This window comes from Paenibacillus arenosi, from assembly GCF_014841135.1.
Lineage (GTDB): Bacteria > Bacillota > Bacilli > Paenibacillales > Paenibacillaceae > Paenibacillus_B > Paenibacillus_B arenosi.
In genome coordinates this window covers 1-22,559 of the sequence record NZ_JACYTN010000002.1, presented here as the reverse complement: position 1 = coordinate 22,559, position 22,559 = coordinate 1, and the positions used below count along the sequence as shown (strand labels likewise).

The 22,559-nt window shown below is 39.3% G+C and carries 22 protein-coding genes and 4 pseudogenes; 11 read left to right on the top strand and 15 right to left on the bottom strand.

Annotated elements, in window-relative coordinates; genetic code table 11:
• Nucleotides 1-33: 33 nt before the first annotated feature.
• Nucleotides 34-2,328, top strand: a complete 2,295-nt coding sequence (locus IFO66_RS03140; protein WP_192023749.1) for a metallophosphoesterase — start codon at nt 34-36, stop codon at nt 2,326-2,328.
• Nucleotides 2,329-2,400: 72 nt separating this feature from the next.
• Here IFO66_RS03140 and IFO66_RS03135 read toward each other — a convergent pair whose 3' ends face one another.
• Entirely contained in the window at nt 2,401-2,979 is a 579-nt protein-coding gene (locus IFO66_RS03135; RefSeq protein WP_192023748.1) for a DUF4097 family beta strand repeat-containing protein, read from the bottom strand.
• Between the two features lie 270 nt (nt 2,980-3,249).
• Here IFO66_RS03135 and IFO66_RS03130 point away from each other — a divergent pair, with 270 nt between their 5' ends.
• Genes IFO66_RS03130 through IFO66_RS03120 form a run of 3 tightly spaced genes read left to right on the top strand, consistent with a single transcriptional unit; the run spans nt 3,250 to nt 4,845 of the window.
• Nucleotides 3,250-3,390 carry a hypothetical protein gene (locus IFO66_RS03130; RefSeq protein WP_192023747.1) on the top strand — a complete coding sequence of 47 codons (141 nt, stop codon included), beginning with the start codon at nt 3,250-3,252 and terminating at the stop codon, nt 3,388-3,390.
• Between the two features lie 25 nt (nt 3,391-3,415).
• Nucleotides 3,416-4,192, top strand: a complete 777-nt coding sequence (locus IFO66_RS03125) for a MerR family transcriptional regulator (protein ID WP_192023746.1) — start codon at nt 3,416-3,418, stop codon at nt 4,190-4,192.
• Nucleotides 4,189-4,845 carry a GAP family protein gene (locus IFO66_RS03120; protein ID WP_192023745.1) on the top strand — a complete coding sequence of 219 codons (657 nt, stop codon included), beginning with the start codon at nt 4,189-4,191 and terminating at the stop codon, nt 4,843-4,845. The genes IFO66_RS03125 and IFO66_RS03120 overlap by 4 nt, the downstream gene beginning before the upstream one ends.
• 1,009 nt (nt 4,846-5,854) lie before the next feature.
• Here IFO66_RS03120 and IFO66_RS03115 read toward each other — a convergent pair.
• Complete coding sequence (locus tag IFO66_RS03115; protein WP_192023744.1) at nt 5,855-6,835, bottom strand: alpha/beta hydrolase; 981 nt, start codon at nt 6,833-6,835, stop codon at nt 5,855-5,857.
• 628 nt (nt 6,836-7,463) lie between these two features.
• Between IFO66_RS03115 and IFO66_RS03110 the strand changes: the two genes are divergently transcribed.
• Both IFO66_RS03110 and IFO66_RS03105 read left to right on the top strand, forming a co-directional pair.
• Nucleotides 7,464-8,141: a response regulator transcription factor gene (locus IFO66_RS03110; protein WP_192023743.1), complete on the top strand. Its 678-nt coding sequence runs from the start codon at nt 7,464-7,466 to the stop codon at nt 8,139-8,141.
• Nucleotides 8,134-9,216 (top strand): HAMP domain-containing sensor histidine kinase, encoded by a 1,083-nt coding sequence (locus IFO66_RS03105; RefSeq protein WP_337912559.1) that lies wholly within the window; start codon nt 8,134-8,136, stop codon nt 9,214-9,216. Before IFO66_RS03110 ends, IFO66_RS03105 begins: the two co-directional genes overlap by 8 nt.
• Nucleotides 9,217-10,116: 900 nt before the next feature.
• On the opposite strand, the pseudogene IFO66_RS03100 reads toward IFO66_RS03105, so the two are convergent.
• Nucleotides 10,117-11,233: pseudogene (locus tag IFO66_RS03100) on the bottom strand (IS3 family transposase).
• A 404-nt stretch (nt 11,234-11,637) separates the two neighbouring features.
• Here IFO66_RS03100 and IFO66_RS03095 point away from each other — a divergent pair.
• Nucleotides 11,638-12,303, top strand: coding sequence for a hypothetical protein (locus IFO66_RS03095; RefSeq protein ID WP_192023742.1), 666 nt, complete (start codon nt 11,638-11,640; stop codon nt 12,301-12,303).
• Here IFO66_RS03095 and IFO66_RS24300 read toward each other — a convergent pair.
• The 3 genes and pseudogenes from IFO66_RS24300 to IFO66_RS03080 form a co-directional block, all read right to left on the bottom strand.
• Nucleotides 12,216-12,506: pseudogene (locus tag IFO66_RS24300) on the bottom strand (helix-turn-helix domain-containing protein); the annotation flags it as partial. The gene IFO66_RS03095 and the pseudogene IFO66_RS24300 sit on opposite strands and share 88 nt — an antisense overlap.
• Before the next feature lie 12 nt (nt 12,507-12,518).
• Entirely contained in the window at nt 12,519-12,713 is a 195-nt protein-coding gene (locus IFO66_RS03085) for a hypothetical protein (RefSeq protein ID WP_192023741.1), read from the bottom strand.
• 489 nt (nt 12,714-13,202) lie between these two features.
• Nucleotides 13,203-13,784 (bottom strand): TetR/AcrR family transcriptional regulator, encoded by a 582-nt coding sequence (locus IFO66_RS03080; protein WP_192023740.1) that lies wholly within the window; start codon nt 13,782-13,784, stop codon nt 13,203-13,205.
• A 221-nt stretch (nt 13,785-14,005) separates the two neighbouring features.
• On the opposite strand from IFO66_RS03080, the gene IFO66_RS03075 reads away from it, so the two are divergent.
• Nucleotides 14,006-15,028 (top strand): MBL fold metallo-hydrolase, encoded by a 1,023-nt coding sequence (locus IFO66_RS03075; RefSeq protein WP_192023739.1) that lies wholly within the window; start codon nt 14,006-14,008, stop codon nt 15,026-15,028.
• A 680-nt stretch (nt 15,029-15,708) separates the two neighbouring features.
• Here the strand turns inward: IFO66_RS03075 and IFO66_RS03070 are convergent.
• Genes IFO66_RS03070 through IFO66_RS03055 form a run of 4 tightly spaced genes read right to left on the bottom strand, consistent with a single transcriptional unit; the run spans nt 15,709 to nt 18,874 of the window.
• The gene (locus tag IFO66_RS03070; RefSeq protein ID WP_192023738.1) at nt 15,709-16,908 is read right to left on the bottom strand and encodes a hypothetical protein; all 1,200 of its coding nucleotides are present in this window, start codon (nt 16,906-16,908) and stop codon (nt 15,709-15,711) included.
• 24 nt (nt 16,909-16,932) lie between these two features.
• The gene (locus IFO66_RS03065) at nt 16,933-17,778 is read right to left on the bottom strand and encodes a hypothetical protein (RefSeq protein WP_192023737.1); all 846 of its coding nucleotides are present in this window, start codon (nt 17,776-17,778) and stop codon (nt 16,933-16,935) included.
• Nucleotides 17,775-18,461, bottom strand: coding sequence for an ATP-binding cassette domain-containing protein (locus IFO66_RS03060; protein ID WP_192023736.1), 687 nt, complete (start codon nt 18,459-18,461; stop codon nt 17,775-17,777). Before IFO66_RS03060 ends, IFO66_RS03065 begins: the two co-directional genes overlap by 4 nt.
• Entirely contained in the window at nt 18,458-18,874 is a 417-nt protein-coding gene (locus tag IFO66_RS03055; protein ID WP_192023735.1) for a GntR family transcriptional regulator, read from the bottom strand. Before IFO66_RS03055 ends, IFO66_RS03060 begins: the two co-directional genes overlap by 4 nt.
• 89 nt (nt 18,875-18,963) lie before the next feature.
• Between IFO66_RS03055 and IFO66_RS23675 the strand changes: the two are divergent.
• Both IFO66_RS23675 and IFO66_RS03050 read left to right on the top strand, forming a co-directional pair.
• Nucleotides 18,964-19,179, top strand: a pseudogene (locus IFO66_RS23675) (hypothetical protein); the annotation flags it as partial.
• Nucleotides 19,109-19,363 (top strand): VOC family protein, encoded by a 255-nt coding sequence (locus tag IFO66_RS03050; protein WP_225445545.1) that lies wholly within the window; start codon nt 19,109-19,111, stop codon nt 19,361-19,363. The pseudogene IFO66_RS23675 and the gene IFO66_RS03050, both read left to right, overlap by 71 nt.
• A gap of 116 nt (nt 19,364-19,479) precedes the next feature.
• Here the strand turns inward: IFO66_RS03050 and IFO66_RS03045 are convergent, their stop codons facing one another.
• The 4 genes from IFO66_RS03045 to IFO66_RS03035 all read right to left on the bottom strand — a co-directional run bounded on the left by IFO66_RS03045 (nt 19,480) and on the right by IFO66_RS03035 (nt 21,766).
• Nucleotides 19,480-19,842, bottom strand: coding sequence for a hypothetical protein (locus tag IFO66_RS03045; protein WP_225445473.1), 363 nt, complete (start codon nt 19,840-19,842; stop codon nt 19,480-19,482).
• Entirely contained in the window at nt 19,823-19,987 is a 165-nt protein-coding gene (locus IFO66_RS24185; RefSeq protein WP_337912558.1) for a WGR domain-containing protein, read from the bottom strand. Before IFO66_RS24185 ends, IFO66_RS03045 begins: the two co-directional genes overlap by 20 nt.
• Before the next feature lie 68 nt (nt 19,988-20,055).
• Complete coding sequence (locus tag IFO66_RS03040) at nt 20,056-20,892, bottom strand: hypothetical protein (protein ID WP_192023734.1); 837 nt, start codon at nt 20,890-20,892, stop codon at nt 20,056-20,058.
• Nucleotides 20,893-21,283: 391 nt separating this feature from the next.
• Complete coding sequence (locus IFO66_RS03035) at nt 21,284-21,766, bottom strand: hypothetical protein (RefSeq protein WP_192023733.1); 483 nt, start codon at nt 21,764-21,766, stop codon at nt 21,284-21,286.
• Nucleotides 21,767-21,935: 169 nt separating this feature from the next.
• Here IFO66_RS03035 and IFO66_RS03030 point away from each other — a divergent pair.
• A pseudogene (locus tag IFO66_RS03030) lies at nt 21,936-22,436 on the top strand (nucleotidyltransferase domain-containing protein); the annotation flags it as partial.
• Nucleotides 22,437-22,454: 18 nt separating this feature from the next.
• Here the strand turns inward: IFO66_RS03030 and IFO66_RS24295 are convergent.
• Nucleotides 22,455-22,559: IS3 family transposase (locus tag IFO66_RS24295; RefSeq protein ID WP_192023678.1), on the bottom strand; the 105-nt coding region annotated here is incomplete at its 5' end.

The following is a 22,559-nucleotide window of genomic DNA, read 5'->3' as shown; positions in this document are numbered from 1 at the left end:
CATTCAAATGAAAATGGAAAAGAGGTAACGAGCATGAGGATTAATAAGAAGTTAAAACAGAGCTTACATACTGTCCTTTCCGTTCTACTCGTTTTAATTTTGTTTCCATTCCATGTAATAGGAGCAGCTAGTGAAAATGAACAGCCAGTCGAGACTGCGGTCACATCGAGTAGCGAGGTTATTGCCCAATGGAATTTTACCAGCGCGGGAACACAAGGGATTATTCCGGCTTCATCTGGTGTGCATCAGCAAAGTTCTACCATTCGCGCAGTGGGTGGTCCATACTTCGAGGCGCTAGTGTCAACTGACAGTAGTATCAAATATCAAGGCTGGAACAATGGAGCTAACACAAAATATTGGCTAGCTACGTTATCAACGAAAAATTATGAGAATATTACTTTATCCTCTCAACAAACATCAACAGGAACAGGACCTAGGGATTTTAAGGTTCAAATTAGCACAGATAATCAATCGTGGACTGATGTACCAAATGGTGTGCTTACGTTACTAACAAGTAATTTTAACTGTACAAACTGTAAACTGCAGGATACTCCACTTAACGCAAGCAATCTAGATGTACTCTATATTCGCTGGCTCGTTACTTCTACTAAACCAACAAATCCAAGTAATGCTGCTGTTGGACCTTATGGTTCAAGCTTATTTAAAGATGTTATTGTAAAAGGAAGCCCGATCTCAGGCACAAATCCGGGAACTCCACCAGTTATCCCTAAATTAATGAATATGACATTTAACGGAGACCCAAAAACAAGCTTAGCCTTCGCCTGGTATACCGATATAATGACGGATACGGTCGTTCAAGTCGTTCCAGCTTCTGCAGTACAGGGTGGTGTGTTTCCGGAGAGTGGAGTGACTACCTATCAAGGTAGCTCCGAAAAAATTGAAACTTTCGTAATCAAAGGAGACAGAGCCACTCAAAAGAAAACGAATTATTACTCGCATAAAGTTATTGCGAACAACTTGATTCCAGGAACAGCTTACAAATTCCGAGTAGGTAACGGAGCTGCGAACAGCTGGAGTCAGATTGGTTCCTTCACAACAGATACGGCAGGCAATCAGCCGTATCATTTTATTGCCGGATCGGATTCTCAAGCTTCCAGTCGGTCAGGATTTGAACCTTGGGCGGATACGTTCAAGAAAGCGAAAATACAAATAGGCGACCCTAAATTTCTTATTAATGTAGGTGACTTGGTAGACAATGGGGACTTGGAGGAGCAATGGCAATGGATGCTCGGTTTAGCACAAAATGAACTTTCAACTGTGCCATTCGTTCCAGTGCTTGGTGGTCATGAGGTCCAAGATTATACCGGAGATGAGACAACTCCTAACAATAACTTCTATAATCATTTTAACCTGCCTAAACAAGTGGTTGCCGGTACGGAGAATGGTTCTGTTTATTCTTTTGAATATGGTGATGCACTGTATCTCATATTCAATTCTCAGTACGAAGGAGGACTTGCGAGTAATGGAACCGTGCAGTGGGTAGATCAACAATATTTGGACCAAGTAAAATGGATGAAAAATGTCGTAGCCAAAAGTAATAAGAAGTGGAAATTCGTTGCGCTACACAAAGCTCCTTATGGGGCAGGAGATAACTCGGGAAAATGGGAAGATAAGCGGATTCAATTTTACAAAAAGCATCTTATCCCTGCCTTTGATGAGATGGGAATTGATATGGTGTTCGAAGCTCACGATCATATGTATATGAGATCGTTCCAAATGTACAATGATCAAGTTGTCTCCCAAATTACGCTAGACAGTGAAGGGAATGCAGTAAATCCTAAGGGTACCATCTATTTAATGTCTAATGCATTCGGAAATAAATTTTATACGAAATATCCTGGTTATAACGATTACTTTGCCGCTAAAAATCTACAGCCTCACAAAAAAATGTTCACCGACGTCTATGTATCTGATCAAGTGCTTAGATTTACAGCTTATACAGCAGCAATAGCTGACGAAGGATCGGGTAACCATGGAGTAAAGGCTTATGATCAATATGGGATCAGGAGAACTGACGTTAAGCCAGAAAGCGTGACGAATGCTAGTGTTGTACGAAATGGTAACAAAGCAGTTATTTCATGGAGCCCACCTGCAGCAAGTACAGAACCTGTAAGAGGTTTTAGACTATACGAGAAAAATGACAAGGTGTCCACACACTGGAGTGAATATATTCCGGCCGTGGCAGGTCAAACACAATACAGCTTTACTGTAAACAATATGAATTCGACGATGAATTATGAATTCATCATCAAAGCTGTTGGTACGAGGCTCAATTCCGATCCTGTGGAAGTTAGCACGATTAATTAACTAGCTTTATGCGAAGCTGCCCTATGATGTCATGATTGACTATATAGGGCAGTGTTTTTTTGATCAGGGGAATTATTCAACGGTTATATTTCCCGATGATGTTTTCATTTGTACAGAATAGGTCCCATTTCCCGTTAGACCCTCCGTTTTTTTATTATTAAATGTATGATTATCTAACGAAAAAGCTATGGAACGCTTGCCGCTGCTAGTTTGAAGGAGCCAGCGAGCATCGGAATCTTTTCTTTTTAATTTCAGCAGGACATTTCCGCTAGATGCAGATATATCAATATGGTTTTTAATTCCTAAAAAATTCATTGTAATATTGCCACTTTTTCCTTTGATCTCAAGTAGTTCTGCGTTCGTATCCTGAATATGGACATGCCCTGAAGAGCCGTTGATGATGACTCTACCTTTGTATTCAGCAGGTATTTGGACGAAGAGCTCTGGCTTTTCTCTCAGATTTAATATTCGCCTAATATCACTTTTTAAGGATATGTTGAGCTCACTTTTACTTTTGTCCAGTTTGATTCCTGAACCGTCATCAGAAGCAATGAACGAGGCATTAAGCTCCTCAGCTTCAAAAGAACTTACATGAAGTGCTGTACTTCCGTGATTGATATAAATGGTGTGTATATCCTTCAACGAAACCATTTGTGTTTCCTCATTTTCAACAGTAGAACAAGCATTAATCAATAACAATAGGCTGACCAGTAGGGAGAATCTGTACCGTTTTTTCAAAGTATCACCTCAGCTATATATGATTTGACATTATAGCTGTTGACGCTGCGTCAACTTCAAGCTCTAAATTATTTTTTATATGTAAATCAAAATTAAGCCTTGAAACTGACGTTACGTCATTTATTATAATAAACTTTATTACTATTTCTTTAGTTGCAAATGAGATTAAAAAGGGGTGTGAGTATGAAGAAAGATGACATGATTATATACGGATGTGTAATTATTGGCGCAGGAATCGGCCTTTTGATCGACAACCCATTACCAGCAGTATGCATTGGCCTTGGAGTAGGCTATTTAATTAAATTTACGATGTTTGAAAAGTGATTGGTGAAACGGAGGCATTTATACGATGATTCATATTAATGAAGTATCGAATTTAACGAATACTACCGCCAGAACGCTCCGTTATTATGATCAGATCGGATTGTTGGCATCTTCCGCAAAAACGCAAGGTGGTCACAGGCTGTATACCGAAGAAGATCTTCAAAAGCTGCAGCAGATCCAATTTTATAAAAGTATGGGATATCGAATTTCAGATATTAAAGAGATTCTGACACAAGCGGAATGGAACTGGAGCGCCGGGTTAGTCAAGCAATTAACTTATATTTTGGATGAACAAGCAAGATTAAAAGAAATGGAGCAAATGATACGTACCTTAGTAAGCGGCATTGCAGTTGAGGAGGGGAATCAGGAAGAGGCAATCCAGAAGCTGATCAAGTTAACGATCCAGGATAAGAAAAGACGTGAGCATTTCAAACAAGCTATATTTAACGATGAAGAGCTCGAATCATGGAGCAACCTTCCCAATATGAATGCTGGAACGCCTGAATCTATGGAATGGATAGGGCTCATTGGTTTGCTTACCAAATACCATACATGTAAGGAACCATCATCACCATCTGTTCAAAATGTTATAAGAAGAATGCTAGAGAAACAAACAGAAGAATTTGAAAATGAAGACGAATTTATTAATAAACTATGGGAAGTGAGAAAATGTCCCGATTCTTCGGAACAACTTGGATTGTATCCCATTCAGCCTGAGGTTCTGGATTATATGGAGCGTGCATACGAAATTTTTATAGCCAGTAATGTAGACCGTGACACGAAACTAGGTGAGGGAATATGAATACTGAGCTGTTAATGATGATTGGCGGATTGTCCCTTTTGGATACATTGAGTCCTGCCATACTAGGCGTAACCGTTTACTTGCTTTTAACTGAAAAAGAGAAATTAGGTTCAAGACTAATCGTTTATTTAATGACCGTTATCGGATTCTATTTTAGCGTTGGTGTAGCCCTTAAGATTGGATTTGGAATCTTTTTTGAAGTATTTTCTTCGTTCTTACAAAATCGTGTAGTCAGTTGGTTTTTGTTTATTGCAGGGATGGTCTTGTTTGTTTGGAGCTTCTATGTTCCGAAGAGCAAAAAATCACGAATGACCAATCCAAAGTCAAAAAGTAAATCTGCTATGGTAGCATTAGGAGTCACAACATCGCTTGTAGAGGTTGGAACTGCATTTCCTTATTTCACCGCCATTGCGCTTATGACGAATGCAGGAGTAGTTTGGTATCAATGGTTCCCGATTTTGGTCGCTTATAATGTAGTTATGGTTCTCCCAGCATTGATTTTGTACTTGTTATATGTGGCTTTAGGTCGAGCTATGCAGAAGCCATTAACATACATGCAAAAGCAGTTCTCTAAAAGTTCTAGTTCTGTCGCTTCGTGGCTGATGTGCATTGTTGGGGTGCTGTTAATGCTATATAGCGTGGATTATTTGTAATTGTAAAAGAAAGAACTATTGACGTATGTTGATGCTTGTTATTGGGCTATTCTAGATACTAGAGTGGCCTAATATATAAGCATTTAAAGTAAGCGCTTTCATAAAATGGTTTTGAAACGGTCGAAGCGAGCTTAATAACAAGCAATTCGTTAATGTATGAATAATTATGTAAACTTCATTTAAACAAACCGTTTCCATGCAGGCATAAAGAAAATTCAAATATGGTGGGCATTAGTAAGCAGCTTAATGATAATTAATCTAGAAAATGGCTTTATATGAAGCGAGTTCGGATTAAAGCTCAGATCAAAATGAACTGATGAACAGTAATATATAGAATTATTGCTGATGTTGTGCATCACGAATAAATGATCAGAGTTAATTTGTATAAGTACACGTATGAAACGTTACAAACAAAAATTTAATGGATGCTGGAACAAAACGTAGAAAAATCTAAAGCAGTTAAGATTAATTTAATGCAGGATGAAGATCGTATAGTAAACAACATATAGAATAATAAAGGAATGGAGTTATACACGTAAATTGAAAAAGCAGCTAAAATAGAGCCAATCTACGAGGATCTATTTTTACATGCAATACTATTTCACAAAACCCGTATTTTGTACATATGTATCAGTTGAAATAAATGCCCTGTCTTCATCGTCAATTTGTGAAAAAATATCCACAAGAAATCATTTGAGCTAAGGTATCAGAACGAACCTTCTTTGTTTTTTTCCTGTCAACCTCTTCTACCAATCTCAAAATCACTTATCTTTTCTTCTCAGCGCACAAAAAATGACAGCCGATGTAGTATCAACTGTCCTTAAATACGCAGTATTTAATTAATAAAGGGGGCTTTCAACGGATTTCGTAGGCTCGCCCACCAAGTGAACCAGCCCCATACTTATGCAGAGCTGGCATGGCGTTTGGCAGAGCCACTCCACTATGTCTGGATCACTTTGGCGGTATGAGCGATTTAATTATTACCTACAAACTGAGATTTAATGTTTAGTCATTTTATATTTGTCTGAACATCTTGATATAAATTATTAGTGGGTAGTTCCCCACCAACAGTAAATATCTCTCTGGCTTCTTTATCATTTTGTAAGTAATACATAAACCAAGCAGTCATATAGCCATCAAATTGCTTATATGAATCTCCGTGGTCTGTATTCTTCTTTCGGGCAACGACTCTATCTGTTGTTTCTGGCAGCAAATTATAATTTTCCTGCAACGACCATAACGGAGCAATCCCTTGTACGACACCATTTTTATCATCAGTAGCTTGCTCTTTACTTGTAGCATTACCAGCATCCCATTGCCCGGTTCCTGCTGTTAAAAATGTTGGTATGTTTACCTTTGAAATATCATATTTCCATTGGTCACCCATAACCATTGTATGGTAAGATGATGTTGCGCTTGCAGCATACAATGCCTTAATCATAGAACCATGCTCTTGATTAACTACCATATTAAACACGGCTGCTCCGCCCTGGGAATGCCCTCCGATTCCGATATTATCTAAATCAATTTTTTGATAAAAAACACTATCTCTATTTTCATTTTCTTTGATTAGGAATTTTATTGTTTGCTCTAATGAAGCTCCGGTTCTGGTATCCTTATCATCATTTCCGACTGAAATAAATCCCCAAGATGATAAATGTTCTAAAAATGGTTTATAAGTAGATGAAGTACTCCCCGTCCCATTCGCAAATATTACAACTGGATACTTGTTATCTTTGCTTTCAATCTCACTAGGATACCATAGTGCATATTTGCCAATTACATCATCGTTTGCGTCATAGTCTTTATAAGATACCTCTCTATCCCCTAATTCCGTATATTTCTTTTCAAGTTTGCCGGCAGTTTCCGTATATTTGCTATAATTAGTTTCTCTGTGTTCAGCAATCTTTATAAAGGCAAATATGCCAAGTAGAATTACAACAAAAATAACAAGAATAATAATAAGAAATGTTTTCATAATTTTTTTCATAGTTTCCTCCAAATTCCGATTTGCGGAGTCATCGTCTTCTTGAATTCTTGATTCAAGTTGCATCTCTGTTTTCAGTCCAACGTTTTTTTAGTCATTTGGATGTATGACTTTCTAGTAGCAATAGATTATGACCTTTTTCTCTTATAAAAGAGTCGCGTTCTATGCTCCCTGCATATACACCTGCTGTTTTTAAGTAGACTGATGTACTTCTGCTAAATATAGTTTTGTTCGAAATATAAACCTTCCTAATTAAATAACACAGCCTCACTCCTACTAAAAATTAAATTCTTATTGGTTGGCAAATTACCCACCGTTGAAATCCTAGGATACATCTTATCATTAAAAGATAAACTGAAAATAAACTAGACAAGGATTGGATAAAAATTCCAGAGATGTTATGTTCTTAATCAGGGAATATTAGAATGCATTTATAAGCAAGCTGATTAGCATATTTGAACATTCAGAGCACTCGCTATTGATGAATTGTTCTTCGCTAGACTCACATTTAAAAAAGTTTATAAACTGAAAATAACCCAGGAAAAGTGAATCTTCGTTGTTCACTTTATGGAGCATAATGTGATAGAATGCAGTTCGGTTATTACAGATGTATCAGGAAGGAATGAGCGGAATGTTTCAAATCCTCGTTGTAGAAGACAATAAAAATACCGCCAAATTAATGAAAACGATTATAGGATCTGCAGGATACAAGGTGTTTCTGGCGGAGAATGGCATCGTGGCATTAGAATTGTTGGACAGGCAACATATTGATTTGATTGTTCTAGATATCATGATGCCTCAAATGGATGGATTCGCATTGGCTCATACAATCCGCGAGGGCAGAAATGATATCCCTATATTGATGGTTAGTGCCAAACATTTACCTGCTGACAAACGGAGAGGCTTCATGGCAGGAACAGATGATTATATGGTCAAACCCGTGGACGAAGACGAGATGCTTCTGCGAATGAAAGCTTTGTTGCGACGAGCCAAGATCCAGGACGAACGGATGCTTAAACTAGGGAAAATCACACTAAAATACGATGAATTATCGGTGACAAGAGAAAATGAATTGCAGACACTGCCGCAGAAGGAATTTTATTTATTGTACAAATTGCTGTCTTACCCTGACAAAATTTTTACCCGTATTCAATTAATGGATGAAATTTGGGGCATGGACTCTGAAACTAGCGATATCACGTTAAATGTTCACATTAACCGTTTACGAAAGCGATTCGGCGATTATCCGGAATTTGAGATTATTTCTATTCGAGGAATTGGCTATAAGGCGGTAAAACATAGTGATTAGAAAAATTATGAACTTTATTAGAGAGAGATCTTTACGTGGATTTGGACTAACGTTTATGTTTACGTTCATTGTGTTGTTTATTATGCTCATCTCTATTTTTCTTTCACTGGTTATCGTCGTATTTTTTGTGTATATAGGACTTTACCCTTCTCCTCCAGTCGAAGATCCAGATTCAGGAGGGGCTTTAGTACTTATTACATATTTTGGAACGGCGAGTGTTCTAGTCAGTATCCTTGCATCATTGATATTTAGCCGAATTCCGCTCTCTCCAATTCGAAAAGTCATACGTGCCTCTGAAGAATTGGCCAAAGGAAACTTTTCCGTTCGTATTCAGCTTAAGGGGCCGAAAGAGCTAAGAAAACTGAACAGAAGTTTTAATCATATGGCTGAAGAACTCGGTAGTCTTGAAATGCTGCGTTCCGATTTTATTAATAATTTTTCGCATGAATTCAAAACACCGATCGTTTCCTTACGAGGCTACGCTAAAGTGCTGAAAAGAAAAAACTTAACCGATGAGGAACGCAATGATTATTTGGATATCATCATTAATGAATCTGAACGGTTGGCTGAACTTGCTACTAATGTGCTTCAATTATCGAAGATTGAAAGCCAAGCCATTATTACTGAGAAAACGACATTCAACTTAACTGAACACATCCGAACGGTGATTGTATTGTTGGAGCCGAAATGGTCTGCGAAGCACATAAGCTTTCAGTTCGATTCGTCTGAACTGATAGTTACAGCCAATGAGGATATGCTTAGTCAAGTTTGGATCAATCTTCTGGACAATGCCATTAAGTACTCACCTTCCTACTCCGAGATCACAATCGTTATGGATTCGATAGATCAACAGGTACGTATATCGATTCACAATGATGGACCAGGGATTGATATGAGTCAGCAAAAATACATTTTTGATAAATTCTATCAAGGAGATTCTTCTCATGCCTCTTCTGGCAATGGATTGGGTCTAAGCATTGCACATAAGATTGTTGCACTGCATGATGGGACGATTCAGGTTGCAAGCTCAGATGACACAGGTACAACTTTTGAAGTTATCCTCCCTTCAATCTAGAAACAATCCCATTTTCTCAGCATCTACAATGAGAAAATGGGATTGTTTGCTACTGGGGAAACGTGCAGATACCAACATCCCTAAGATGGCCATTACCAATAGCCCATCAAAGCAAGGCAGCCTGATATCTTTACGGCATACGTGGTCAGTATCTTGTTATCCAAGGAAATCGTAATTTTTTGATTATCGTTGTTATACCTAGTGGAATCCCCCAAGCGCCCTCGCAATATTTCTAGCTTGAACATAAATCGTACCGTTCTTTAAAAGTGCCGAGAGCCACCACATCGAGTCAAGTACGGTTAACCGACCATTAACCAGCATCTGCTGGTTTCCCACCCAAAAAGGCTGTAATTATGGGTCTTATGAACAGCATCAAAAGGATAGTACTTCATTCTAAACGTAGCTCTTTAATCGATAATTATATATGTAGATTTATGATGTTTTATGTTAACAAATTGAAGTTATTAACTTTTTTTATCTAAAGTATATACAAAATACCACTGAGCCCAATGAAACACTGCGGTTAAGTGTTTCATCTAGAGGGTATAGACAATTCGATCCTTCTAAAAAGTATATTATCCAAATAGGACCTGCCCCATGGTTTTAACTTTCTAACACGAACAACTCCTCTCCAATATGACTGAGAGCCCATATTTATAGAAACACGCTCAATACATTAAGGATCTTAACAACTTGCGTTAATAATTCAATATAATGGGCCTCAACTACCTGTATCTTAGGATCATAAGATATTATAGCCTGGAGCCTGTTTTAACTCCCTATTCTTTTTTCATTAGAAGAGTTGCAGTATGTCGATAAGGGATCTAAACCTCGGTGAACACATTCTACTGAATAATCATACGCTTTTAAATCAATACAAACTGGACTGTCAACACTAAACTAGACAACTTTTTTAAGGGCTAAATTCTTGTACTCTATTGGGCTAACATAGCCTAGAGTCCCGTGTATGCGATGTCTGTTATACCAGTTAATGTAATCATTCAGTTCTACCTTCAAATGTGGCAGACTGTGAAAGCTCATTTGATGAATGAATTCAGTCTTCATAATTTTAAACGTTGCTTCAGCAAGAGCATTGTCGTATGGGCAACCTTTCATGCTCAAAGAACGACCAATGTTGAACGCATGTAGCGTCTCTTCAATCTCTTTATTCTTGAATTCACTGCCTCGATCCGTGTGAAAGAGTTGTATCTGACGTAAATCTCCTTGTACAGAAGCAAACGCACGAGCTACAAGGGCTGCGTCTTTGTTGGGGCCGACACTAGAGCCAATGATCTCTCGATTAAAGAGGTCGACAAATATACAGATGTAGTGCCATCTGCTTTTCACTTTGACATAGGTTAAATCACTTACAATTACTCGTTTAGCTTCTCGCTGGTTGAACTCTCGGTCTAACTCATTGGCTTGCTTGGATTCGTTGTATGACATCTTGTGCGGCTTGTACGGAGCTACGGTATATGTGGAAACCAAACCTTGCTTGTTCATGATACGGCCAATTCGACGCCTAGAAACCGTTAACCTTCGTTCGTGGAGTTTAACTTTGATCTTTCTTGTACCGTAAGATTTACGGTTTTCTCGAAGATGTCTACGATGTCATTCGTAACGTCATCTTCTGACTTTCGTTCTTTCGCTTCATAATAATAAGTGCTCTTAGCGATTTGTAGGACGGCACACATTGCTGATACCGAGTAGTTGTCACGGTTTCGCCTGATGACATTTACTTTCGTCCCATGATCAGCGCCGCTTGCTTTAGAATGTCGTTCTCCATTTTGAGGCGTTGAATTTCTTTTCGTAGAGCAAGTAATTCATTCTCTTCTGGCGTACGATTGGCCTTCTCTGAAAACGATCCTGATTGATGTGCTTGCTTGATCCAGCGATCCAGTGCAGATGCGCTCAGTTCATATTCATCTACTATATCTGTTCTAGGTTTCCCATTTTCAAATAACTGGACCATTTGTCTCTTGAATTCGCTTGTAAATGTACGTCTTTGTCTTGGCATAGTAGATCCGCTCCTAGTTATGATGTGTTTATTCTACTAGCCCTTATTTTTTCTGTCCAACTAAGTGTAGCCGATCCATAGATTACTCTCAATAAATGCAAACAAAATTTCCTCGTTTTCGGTGCAGCAATCAAAAATCGCAGAAACAGCATCATCATTTTTGACTCTGTGAAATTTTTTAAATAAGTATAACTCAACGTTCCCCCTCCTAAACCACGGCGCGAACCAGTCTATTAACTTTCCAGTTACTATATCATAACGAAAGGCATCAGGCGTGTTTTGTTATACCTGTAAGATTATAATAGGATATATACTGGAACTAAAGGCTTGGAGACAAATGGGAATTGCTGTGTTGTTATACCTTTTTATATTAAACAAAATAAGAAATATGGAGATGAAGCGATATGACAGATTATCCAACTAGTAAGGATATTTTTCGAGAATGTTGTTCCAGGATTGCCGCGGCCTGCGCTCCATGCGGTTTCAAATACAATAAATCCAGAAGAAGTATGATCAAACCAATCGGTTCCTTTACAGCTGAGGTACGTTTTTCAAGGCACTCTTCCAATGTGGCTGGCAGTTATTTGGAGTTTAATACCAATTCCCGAATCATAAATACGCACAGCGGAAAAGTATACTGGGAGATCAGCTTGAGCAGCTTCCGGGACAAAGGCAAGGTATGGAATTTGGCCAAGGAAGCCACCCGAGAGCGGGAACTGGCAGAAATAATCACGTTGATTCAAAATAAGGTCGCTCCATTGATGGACAAGTACGAGACTAATCTTGAGGAGATCCTTGAGGAGGTCATCCAGACTGGATGGTTTTTGCCGCAGGCGAATCCAATGGAATTCTATGTGCTTGACGTTCTAGACCTGGTGGTTGATTTCGGTTCACCTGAACAAATACGTGAATGCGCGCATCGATACATCCGCCACTTATCGGAGAAAATGCAGGAAACCTTCGAGAACGATTATAATGCATATCAACGGGATGGACAGGTTGCAAGCACAATAGCATTTCGTAAATTAATCCCTTTTATGACCGAGCGCAACATTTCACTACCACTATAAAATGAAAGGATACCGACTATCCCAATCCACGGCTTAGCTCCCTTTTGCTGCAATGCGAGATTAACAGCGTGGAATGTAGGCAAAAGAAACCGTCCCCTCCGATAGTTTTCTGGTGTTATTCCATACACGAGTTTGAAAGCTCTTCCGAATACATCATGGGATTCGAAGCCGTAGTCATATGCGATCTCCGTTATTTTATCATTGCTTTTCCTTAATCATTCGGCAGCAAGATCTAATTTGCGAGCGCGGACATATGACATGACGGTGAAGCCGGTGTACGCCTCAAACACACGCAAAAAATGTAACTTAGAGAAGCTGGCTAACGCTACAAGCGACTCACACGGAATGTCTTCCTGCACATGCGATTCGATATAATTAAGTACGGATTGAATTCTTTGCTTATAGTCCATGGATATGCACCTCCATGGCGTTCATTGTAGCATAGGGAACAATTGGTTTCTCGATGTTTTTCTCATATCGGCGGAGTAACACGGTTAGTACGTAATCAGCCCGTTAGCTTAATGAAATTGCATGGAAATCCAGTTAGATACATATCTAATCGGTAATCGGCTCATGTTCTTGTCCATTTCGGCAATCGGGACAAGAACTTGTACCGATAAAACAAAAAGCCGCTAAATTAGCGACTTTCAATGGGATCATGTTCTTGTCCCACGACAGGTGGTGGTTGTATATTTTTACTTCGAGTTGTGTGTATGATATGTCTCCTGATCTTCATCCTCTATTCGCATCTGCAATAATCTCGCTGATGCTTTTTTGTTGTAAGCAATTCTTTGTCTGACAGATGAGATGTCAGGATAACTTTCAATAACCTCTATCCATACTTCCAAGGTCGCCTCATCCCAAGCAGCCTTCAGCATATGTAAATAAATCAACAAGGCTTATGAATGAGACAAAATTCCTTTAACAAACAATGAGACACTGTGCTTGTAGAACTCTTCCTCGGTGACGAGTTGGGATTGATATTGCCGGTGAATCAGCTCGCTCATCTGAAATCCGTAGCACATCGAGAGAAAAGACATGGCGGCAAGACGCTCATCCTGTATGGCTATTACTTTTTTCTTCTGCAAGCGCTCAAAATATTCAACCAGCAAGGAATGCAGCTTCACCGGCGGATCAGCCAGTACTCTATCTAATTCGGGAAGCATTCCTTTGTCGCGGATGCCAATTAAAATGATGTCCGCATTTTTATGAAAAAACAAACGGTACTGCTGACTTACATTCAGCAGATCGACTTCTGGATTATCGGTCGCGTCCTCTTTTAACAGCTTCTCAAATTGCGGGATATCCGAATGTCTTTCAATGATGGCTTCCAATATGCCTTGCTTGCTTCCAAATTGCCGGAAAATCGTAGATTCATTGACTTTAGCTTCCGTTGCAATGGCTTTGGTGCTTACTCCCCTATAGCCATTCTTTTTGATGAGCCATGTCGCAGCTTCAATGATTCTGTCTGAAGTTTGCATTGTATTTCTCCTTTTACAGCATATATTAAGCCTATTCTACTACAAGTTTTGCATATGCAGCAGCGCCCCCATCCATGTAGTGTGATGCTGCTTTGTTACTATCATATCGCACAGAACCAATGCATGCAAGTGCACGCTTGCATATCTATTTTCCACTCTCTATAATAAAGATATAGTCAGTATGCCTTGCCCCAAAAACATAAACGCAAAGGAGAATTTTCATGAAGTATGGACGTATTATCCAAAAACCTCGCGTTAAATTTTTTGAAATCGCAGATGACGTCTTTGCTGGTATTTCACCGTATCGCGGGATCAGTTGGGCCAATGCCGGGTTCATCAATAAGGGTGAAGGGCTGGTGTATGACACCTTCTTCGATTTGTTCCATGCGCGGGAAATGCGGGAGGCTTTTATGGAAGTAAGCAACGGCGGCTCTCCCGCATATGTGGTGAATTCGCACTATAACAGCGACCATGCCTGGGGAAATAAAGTGTTTGAAGATGCTTGCATTATTATGCACAAGGAAGCCGCCAGAGAGCGTCTCACCGAAAGTATCGCCTGGATGGACAACGTTATCAGAAGAGGAAAGGATTCTCCGGAATCGACTCCGGGCGAGCGTTTTTTTGCAGCGGAATTTGAAGGATTCGACCTGGGAGGCGTAGAATGGGTGCTCCCGAATATTGAGATAAAGGACGATATCGACATCCGTCTTGGCGATACGGAAGTTATGATTTACAACGTAGCTCCAGCCCACTCTGACAGTGACTTACTATTGTGGATGCCAAAAGAAAAAGTGCTGTTCGCTGGCGATGTCGTGTTTAACGGTTGTACAGCATACAGCGAAGAGGGAACCCTCAATTGGGTTAAAGTACTTGATCGCATTATTGATGAAATTAAACCCGAAATCGTTGTTCCAGGACACGGCGCCATCTGCGGCCTTGACTTCGTAAAGGAGCAGAGAGACTACCTCCTGAACCTGATCAGCGAGTTCAACAAGCATTACAATGACGAAATGGATTCCTTGTCCCTGACCAAGCAAATTGATATTTCCCGCTTCCTGCATTGGATTCAGCCAGAACGCTTATATGTTACAGTGGATATCCTATTGAAGAGCAAACGAGGGTTACCTCCCCTTCCAGTTTGGAACGAGGTGCCTGCTAAGCTGGAAGACATGAAAGCTTTTTTGGCTGGGAAGTATGGCGATCAGATCAAACCATGGGACCCTATGAGTGTTTGGCAAGAATAGCAATTTGAATTATCAATATTATTGATTACTATAGATTGTTTGAAGTTGAAACAGGCACGATTAGACGCTTCTATGCAGCGCTCTGTCGATTGCCTGTTCTTTTCTTTTTCACCAAACTGATTGAATATCGCTTGAATCAACACTAATTTACCGCTTCGTTATATGAATTTTATTAGTGAATAACAAATTTATCAGGCGCTGTTCAGAACGTGGACCTAATTGTTCGGCTATAGTCCGCTCAAATTAAAAGCTTGCGGCGCCTGCATTCTGTGAATGACGCTCTCAATCATCAAAGTTACCGCCTTAATCGGTAATGTCCTTATGTTCTTGTCAAAAACGGAAATGTCATCAACTTCTTGTCAAATGAAAATGACAAGAACTTAGTGACATTTCCTATTCCCTAATACAAAAAGCGCTCCATGGAAGGTTTTAATCCATTTAACTAGCGTGTTCCGTTGGTTACATAATTGTTTAAATGGAATTTGTAGGTAATGAATAGACGTATGTATCATGGGTGATACTGTTTTTATACTTATTTATACATACAACCCCTCTCCTCTCCGTTTTTTGGAAACCTATTTTAGTTAGTCATTTATTGAATGCTTCATTTTCAATAAATACAACAGCACCTTCACCTTTTTATATCTCTTTATCTCTATTTTTCTATTCTAAAAATAATTCTAAAACTGACCGAGATCGATATAATTCAAATCCATGTTAGCTTCATCTTCAGCCTGATTTGCAGCCTCTGTGGATACTACTTTTCCTTCGAATTCAAGGTTACCGCTTGTCAAATTGAATACATATAGACGATTACCTTTGAAATTCTTATGACCCACAATATAGAGATAGTCTTGTTTAAAAACATAGGTAATGTTTTCACTTAAATCTATATTTGTATTCTTCAGAGTAGTCTTATATTCTTTACTCACGAGATCGTAAGAAATAACAGTAAATCCCATATCCCCCTTACCCGATATAGCTTTTTGCAGGAAATAAATTTTCTGTCCATAGGCATTCATAATATTATTCAATAACATTTCATGCCCTTGGAACGCGAGCGGCGAGATTTGTCCTGTTTTAACATCCACTTGATATGCCTTTCTATGATTATCTTTACTAACACTTAAAATCCATTGATCCGTGTGGTCCAGATATTGATTAGCTAACCATACGAATTGATCATCCCCATTTGCTGCTTCAGATTTAGCTCCTGGTAACGCGAGCGGCTCATTCGTAATCTCCTTTGTTGTTAGATTAATGCGAATAATGTGCGGTTCAGATACATTACCTTTGGCACTGTGATTCAAAGACACCATTGCAACAAGCTGGTGATCAACAAGCTGTACATTTTGTACAAAGATATCTGAAACATCATGATCTACATTGATATCAGATCTGATTTCCTGCGTACTGTCCTTCTTCTTGTTAAGCACAGAAATACTGAGCTTAGCATTCTTCTTCGCTGATGGATCATTTGATTGCTGCTTATCTACGGTCCCATTCACATAAGCAAGTATGTCCTGATTTTCATAGAACCCAGCTAAGTTATTCTTCCCACGCATGAACTGACGATGCTGATCCACCCATTTATCCAATTGCGTTTTCACTGGTCTTCCGTTTAACCTTTGGCTTATCGTTAACTTTTCATCTGGATAATCAGTGCCATTTGTAGTGATATAAGCTCGTTCGATCCCAAAAACACTATCCTTACTCATGTAATTTCCGTGTAAAGCTATACCTTCAACGAGGGAAGCATCCCCTTGAACCGTCGTCAGCTTATAATTAGGTAATGTCTCTTGTGAAGCCTGTATATAATACGTCCCGATTGTAATAACCGAGAACACTACCAGAACGGCAGTAACTATATATTTCCTCATTCCTTAACCTCCATAGCCATTCAATTATACCGATATTTTCTTACGCAATAGATACAAGCTATACCAAAGCGAACCTCCAGCAATGATTACTATTAATCCGAGACAAGCGCCTATGATTTCTCCTGGATAAAAGTAGCTATCGTATCTGTTATAACCCATAAGATAAGGGATTGAGGCTAATCCAGCTAGAACCGCTAAGTATAGTATGATAAAGCCGATCCCTTTCAGTCTGTAGCTCCGCTCTATTAGAATTGCTGTGAACAAGACGATCAAACCCGTAATGACCAATCCATAGTATAGTACAAACTCAGAAAAGTAGGGCGGAACCAGAACTTTAAGCACAGTAGGATACTTCAAATAATCAAATACCGAGATGTTTCGATATAATTCAGCAGGAAGAATCGACTGTGCTATCAAACGCTCCAGTGGAACAAGGACAATTTGCAGGGCGATAAATCCAAATGCGAATAGCAAGATCGTAACCAGCTTGGCAAAATACAAATTCGCCCGATTGGATGGCAACGTGAGCAGGCGATATACTACCGTATTTTTACCTCTCCAGTCACGGTACCAGATGAAGCAGCTATATATTAGCAACACTGTTATGTTCATAAAAATGGGTCCGAAATATAGAAGTCTATTATAGTGATCATACACCGTACTGTTTAGCTGAATATATCCAGTCACATTGTGATATTGCTCAAGGGTCCATTGATTCACTCTCATTGCCTCATTCGCAGAATCCAGCCAATGATTAGCACCGATGGTGACTGCTGCAAGTTGCAAGGCGACTGTCAGCACCATGAGTCCAATATATATTTTGGCAAATCGGTTCATTTCAAAATTCAATAGCTTCACAAAAGCTCTCATTTCATGTACACCTCTCTCATTACGTCGGTAATGGACTTACCTTCCTGCTCGCGAACTTCTTCACAGTAGAATTCACGTTCTGCCTTCCCGTGCTGTAGCAAGACCGCTTTATCAATTAAATGCTCAATATCGTTAATTTCATGAGTTGTAATAATCACACCACGATCCTCGATCAATTCACTCGTGAACACATCAGTAATTTGCTCGCGGCTGAACATATCAATCCCCGAGAACGGTTCGTCCATTAGGATGTAATCACAATCCAAGGCAAGTCCAAGCAACAAATTTAACTTCGCAGCCATTCCCTTCGACAATGAGGATACGCGATCCGAAGAGCTCAGTTGGAAGAACTTAAGTAATTCCTTTGCACGCTCAGCGTTCCAATTCCGATAAAAGTCAGCCATAAAGCTCAAGCAATCAGCAATTCGCATATTGGAAGGCATCGTTAACGAATCTGGAATGAAAGTAATTTTTTCATACGTCACAGGTGTTAGTGATACATTATCGATTAAGACTTCACCTTTGTATGGTGTCAGTCCCATGATGGACTTCAGCACCGTTGACTTCCCGGCACCATTGGTTCCGATCAGGCAGGTAATCTCTCCCTTGGCAGCAGTGAAGCTAACGCCATTTAGTACCTTCTTGAATCCATAACTCTTCACCATCTGATTCACTTTAATCATCTTGTGTCACCACCCTCTGGAGTTACCTTTCGCTCGGATGTATATTTTGTCTTTATGATATCTACCAGTTCTTCAACTGGAATTTGAATATTCCGAATGGAACTGATGAATATATCCACTGCACTTTCGATTAATTCAGCACGAATCGAGCTTAGTATTTGCTGATCCTGTGTAATTCGACTTGGGGAATTTCCTTCTGTTACGATCAAACCCTGTTCCTCCATTTCCTTATATGCCTTCTGCGCCGTGTTCGCATTAATCTTCATTACTGATGCCAGTTCACGCCGTGAAGGAATTTTGTCTCCTGCTCCGATTTGCCCTGTAGCAATCTGTTCCTTGAAGTAACGGACAACTTGAATATATACCGGTTCTCGAACATTAAAGCTGACACCTAATTTTTGTTCTTCTGTCATACAACCAACTCCATACGATAAGTGTGTGTACTAAGTGGTTCATACATCTCATGCATGTACTATACGTGTAATACACTTTTGTGTCAATATATTCTGGTAAGGATAATTTAGCGAAAATGAAAAAGGAAGACATATCGCCTATCGTTCCACTTAACCCCGTTGTTCACGAGGGAGGCCAGCGTCAAGGAAGATTCGAATATCACAAGGACGCCGATTTCGTCGTCTGTCCAGCCAGTGAGCGAAGTAAGCGCAGGGCAATTCAACGTAGCAAGACCAGTGGAGACAGTTGCTCTCTCGTGTTTTTCTCTTGGTGCTGGTAGCGGAGATGAAGTAGATACATTTATTCAAAAAGTAGAGATTGCTGGAGGAAGCATCTTTAGCAAACCGAGTGAAACGGACGGCTGGATGTATGGAGCAGCATTTGCCGACCTGGACGGTCACCGCTGGAACCTGCTTTATATGGATGAGAGCAAGATTCCGAAACGCTAATAATTTTGTAAACGCCGGTCACAGTAGGAGAGTTTTAAGATCACCGACGTTTCTTAAAACCCTTCTACTCGTGAGTTCAATCATAGGTGTCTATCTGGAATGAAATAAAGTTCTTCTTAAAAAGAACTTAGATCTTCAATCATTGTATTGCCTATTTCAGATTCTGTTTCCCAATTCAATAGTTTCGCTACTTGTTGTATTCTTTTCAAAGAATCAATAGCGCGATCCTTCAATTCATGATCAATGGCGCCAGTTATTTTGATTTGACCAAAAGCGACAGCATAAGTAACCATATCACTTTGGATCATATTCATCTCATCAGTCTCGACTACTCTTTTCACTCCATCTACCAACAAGCTACTTACAGGAATATAGTCCATTCCCCATACCTTTTCAATCAGAAATTTAGGGAACTCAGCATAATTTATATGCTTGTTCTTTCTCACATATTGAGTTAATTCAGCCAGCTTGTTCAGCACATTGTTCCTCTGAATCAAACTCCTTGATTTCATATTTTCCAGCACTGCCTGACTTTCCATAATTCACAACATAATCACAACCACTATATTCTATCCACCAAAACTTACTAGATTTCTCATTATGGAACGTATATGCTTGCTTCACTCTAGTGCCTCCTAAACCATATAACTGAGTAGTTGATAAAATACCCTAAGAATGGTTTATGAAAATCTTTACGATTTGTACATGTTCGTCAAACTTGTCCAGATATGACAGGATGCATGGCATGAAGGGCAACTCGTATGACCAGCCAAATAGGGAATATGGCGCATGAGTCTACTTTCGTCAATACTGATGGAGAGTTGTTCTAATACAGCTAATTCATTATTCGTGATGTCTTCTGCCGGTATAATAGAGATAGATTCTTGCTCAGGATAAAAGACAGGATCGTTGCGATAAACGAGTAAATTGTCGTCTTCAGCGGTAGGCCAAATGTAGATGTCCTCACCACATGATAGACAGGAAGCAACGTATTCATCGCCTCCATTAAAAGTAGTTAATACGCCAGCTGCGCCCTTCCAGCCCCGGTAAGCTACTTCAGCCGCGATAATGTACCTTTTCTCAGAGTTATCTTTGCCGACTTCGGCCGCATAGCGTATCATATCTGAGCTATACTCAGCCAGATCAGCAATAGCACTCAAGTAGCTCTTGTATATATCTGTGCACACACCTAATCCGATCCCATCAATGAACGGTTGTAACTCAGTCGGCAGCTCATTGCTAGTTCCTTCACTTTCGCTCCGATAGAATTCGAACAGACCGCAAGTTACGTAAATATCCAACTTGATCTCCAGACTCTGTGATTGACGGGCAATCTCAGCTAAATAAGGGACGGCTGCCAGTGTGCAAGAATAAATAGTATTTTGATGAAACAACTGCTCATAATACAATTCATCTTTGACATCTTCTACATACTCCATCTGCAACTGTTCGATCAATTGCGGCACATTCTCGGCAGATCCGTACGGGCCATCCAACTCACTCCATACAGGACTTGTTAACTCCAGCATGATTTCCACCTTCCTGTGTTTAGAGGTATTTTCATTTCCCTCGCTATTGTAGGTATGTTTTACGCAAGGGAAATCAAGTTTGGGTATAATCTTTTGAAAAATTTAAGTTTCTTAATCGTTCGCTAAGTTCAGCTCATTGTAGTTTTGACATACTTTCTTGAGTACATCTCGCACTTCCATTAAGGCAAACCCTAATAACCAGAATAATATATATTGCAATTCTTCACCATTTCTAACTTTTTCGCGAATCCAATGAATCGAATGTAGGGGCATACCATCAACATTCCAAAGGAGGTCGCCTTCTTCATCATAAATATCTTCATCGCTATAGTCTTCTTCGTACCAACCAAGCCAACCTTTTGGGGTAATGCTCCTTAGTTAGTTGGAATATTTATTTTTCTGAGTGCGGAGTGATGGCAGTCATATTAATTTGCGTGAGGTTTTCTAAGTTGATTTCAATTTGTAATTCGGTATGTTCATTTATGGCGATAAGAATATTTTCTTTTATTTGTAGGCTTCTGATCGGGTTTGAATTTTCAAAAAATATACCCCATACCAAGTTGTTTTCCCCATCTGTACAAGCGATAAATCCTTCATTCCCCATTTGACCATCACCGCCAAGTATTTTCCCCTCTTGATAATCAATACTGACCCATTCATCTACAATCGTCCAAAAGTCCGCATTATATTTTTCAATGCTTTCAAGGGTTGTGTCACACAAAGGAGTGCAATAAAAATTGTCCTCTTTTGTGTTAGGGTTATATATACTGGAACAATTTAAAATGGTTATATTACCATTAGGATAGATGACGCAATTGATGCCGGGTAGCTCATGTGTTTCAAGATTCCAATGTTTCGTAATTGAAATATGCATTTGAAATTCTCCTTTGATTCCTCATCTCTATTAGTAATATTGCGGTTCTTTGCACAACTAACTGGCAGGATAGTTGATTGGTTTCGCGAATAACTTAAGTCATCACGAATGTACGGAGTTCGCAAAAAGACGTTAGCCGAAAGAAGTTCTTAGTTTAGGAGGAGTCTATATGATATTAGAAAAAGTTATAAATAGAATTGTAATACAAAGTGAATATAAGGATTTTGTTGATAAGTATATAGAGAATATACTTACCGAATTTAAAGGTAAGATTCATAGCATTTATATGTGCGGCTCGATTCCGAAAGGAACTGCTAAACCTTTTAAGTCAGATGCAGACTTTACTATTGTATGTGTAAATCCCAAAGATATTGATTACGAAAGATTGTCAAATATTAAAGACAGGTTTTTGGAAAAATATCCAGTAGTAACTAAGATTGATACGATAATTTGCTCGATTGACGATGTATTAAGTAAACCACATGAGTGGGGTTTTTGGGTAAAGATAATTTGTGTTTGCATATATGGTCATGACGTTGGTGAAAAAGTACCACCGATAATTATTTCTCCAGAATTCATTTTAGACTTAAATACAGAGACCAAAGAGGAAGTAGATCGTATGCATAGTTTACTTTCTAATGCTAGTGATAACACACTGAAAACTAGATATTGGACTGTCAACAGTGAATCAGACAACTTTTTTAAGGGCCTCTGCTTTGTACTGAACTGGCGTCATGTAGCCTAGTGTGCCATGAACACGATGTTTATTAAACCAGTTTACATAATCATATAA